The sequence below is a fragment of the Rossellomorea sp. GQ25 genome, from assembly GCF_059758515.1.
Map to the genome: position 1 here is coordinate 1 of NZ_JCAXEQ010000021.1, position 1643 is coordinate 1643.

General features: G+C 46.3%; 14 tRNA genes. All 14 read left to right on the forward strand.

Annotated features, from left to right (window positions below):
• Window positions 1-76: 76 nt before the first annotated feature.
• The 14 genes from AC6CIB_RS23505 to AC6CIB_RS23570 all read left to right on the forward strand — a co-directional run bounded on the left by AC6CIB_RS23505 (window position 77) and on the right by AC6CIB_RS23570 (window position 1570).
• Window positions 77-150: transfer RNA gene (locus AC6CIB_RS23505), tRNA-Met, on the forward strand.
• Between the two features lie 29 nt (window positions 151-179).
• Window positions 180-253, forward strand: a tRNA-Ile gene (locus AC6CIB_RS23510).
• A 6-nt stretch (window positions 254-259) separates the two neighbouring features.
• A tRNA-Ser gene (locus AC6CIB_RS23515) sits at window positions 260-352 on the forward strand.
• A 29-nt stretch (window positions 353-381) separates the two neighbouring features.
• A tRNA-Met gene (locus AC6CIB_RS23520) sits at window positions 382-455 on the forward strand.
• A 132-nt stretch (window positions 456-587) separates the two neighbouring features.
• Window positions 588-664 (forward strand) — tRNA-Asp (locus tag AC6CIB_RS23525).
• Window positions 665-713: 49 nt separating this feature from the next.
• Window positions 714-789, forward strand: a tRNA-Phe gene (locus AC6CIB_RS23530).
• Window positions 790-825: 36 nt separating this feature from the next.
• A tRNA-Tyr gene (locus tag AC6CIB_RS23535) sits at window positions 826-909 on the forward strand.
• Window positions 910-996: 87 nt separating this feature from the next.
• Window positions 997-1070 (forward strand) — tRNA-Trp (locus AC6CIB_RS23540).
• 17 nt (window positions 1071-1087) lie between these two features.
• A tRNA-His gene (locus AC6CIB_RS23545) sits at window positions 1088-1160 on the forward strand.
• Window positions 1161-1168: 8 nt separating this feature from the next.
• A tRNA-Gln gene (locus tag AC6CIB_RS23550) sits at window positions 1169-1243 on the forward strand.
• A gap of 2 nt (window positions 1244-1245) precedes the next feature.
• Window positions 1246-1319, forward strand: a tRNA-Cys gene (locus AC6CIB_RS23555).
• 9 nt (window positions 1320-1328) lie between these two features.
• A tRNA-Gly gene (locus AC6CIB_RS23560) sits at window positions 1329-1402 on the forward strand.
• Window positions 1403-1412: 10 nt separating this feature from the next.
• Window positions 1413-1489, forward strand: a tRNA-Ile gene (locus tag AC6CIB_RS23565).
• Between the two features lie 6 nt (window positions 1490-1495).
• Window positions 1496-1570 (forward strand) — tRNA-Asn (locus AC6CIB_RS23570).
• Window positions 1571-1643 lie beyond the last annotated feature (73 nt).

Below are 1643 nucleotides of genomic sequence, written 5' to 3' on the forward strand. Positions count from 1 at the left end.
GGTTTTTTACGAAAGTAAAATAAACTTCATTGATTTTCGCTGAAGCAAAAATTGAAATGGATAGTCAATATTTCGTGGCGGTGTAGCTCAGCTGGCTAGAGCGTACGGTTCATACCCGTGAGGTCGGGGGTTCGATCCCCTCCGCCGCTATTACTCAATACAAAACGCACGATTGATAAGGACCCTTAGCTCAGTTGGTTAGAGCAGACGGCTCATAACCGTCCGGTCGTAGGTTCGAGTCCTACAGGGTCCATTATACGGAGGAATACCCAAGTCCGGCTGAAGGGATCGGTCTTGAAAACCGACAGGGGTGTAACAGCCCGCGGGGGTTCGAATCCCCCTTCCTCCTCCATTTTTTAATCAGAATATCATCTTTATCGTCGCGGGGTGGAGCAGTTCGGTAGCTCGTCGGGCTCATAACCCGAAGGTCGCAGGTTCAAATCCTGTCCCCGCAATACCATTTTTGACTTAGGATAGCATAATCCTTTATGGGTCACGCATGGATAGTTATTTTCGCTATCGCAGAATTGAAACCTATTTTGCTGTCGCAATTCAAGGTAAAATATTTTGCTATCGCAAAAATTTTTGGTCCGGTAGTTCAGTTGGTTAGAATGCCTGCCTGTCACGCAGGAGGTCGCGGGTTCGAGTCCCGTCCGGACCGCCATTTTATTTCTTTAATGTTCATTTTGATAATTTAATCTTCTATATAATATGGCTCAGTAGCTCAGTTGGTAGAGCAATGGACTGAAAATCCATGTGTCGGCGGTTCGATTCCGTCCTGAGCCACCATTTATACTTAAGAATCTTTAAGTATTTATTTTATTTGGAGGGGTAGCGAAGTGGCTAAACGCGGCGGACTGTAAATCCGCTCCTTCGGGTTCGGCAGTTCGAATCTGCCCCCCTCCACCAAAGATTTTTGCGCAAGCGAAATATCTATCAACACTTTTACAAAAGTAAAACATCCTTAATTAGTCGAAGTTAAACAACTATTCTTATAGGGGCATAGTTTAACGGTAGAACGAAGGTCTCCAAAACCTTTGGTGTGGGTTCGATTCCTACTGCCCCTGCCAAAGAAACTTAAAACATGGCGATTGTGGCGAAGTGGTTAACGCACCTGATTGTGGTTCAGGCATTCGTGGGTTCGATTCCCATCAGTCGCCCTTTATATTGGGCTATAGCCAAGCGGTAAGGCATCGCACTTTGACTGCGACATGCGTTGGTTCGAATCCAGCTAGCCCAGCCAACGGCGGCATAGCCAAGTGGTAAGGCAGAGGTCTGCAAAACCTTTATCACCGGTTCAAATCCGGTTGCCGCCTCCAATTATTAATGCGGGTGTAGTTTAGTGGTAAAACCTCAGCCTTCCAAGCTGATGATGAGGGTTCGATTCCCTTCACCCGCTCCAAATTTTTAATGGGCCTATAGCTCAGCTGGTTAGAGCGCACGCCTGATAAGCGTGAGGTCGGTGGTTCGAGTCCACTTAGGCCCACCATATTATTCCGCAGTAGCTCAGTGGTAGAGCTATCGGCTGTTAACCGATCGGTCGCAAGTTCGAATCTTGCCTGCGGAGCCATTTTTTTCATTATAGAAAGTGGAATGGTTCTCAATATTTTTTTGGGAAACTTTTAAAAAGAAGTTGACTTCTA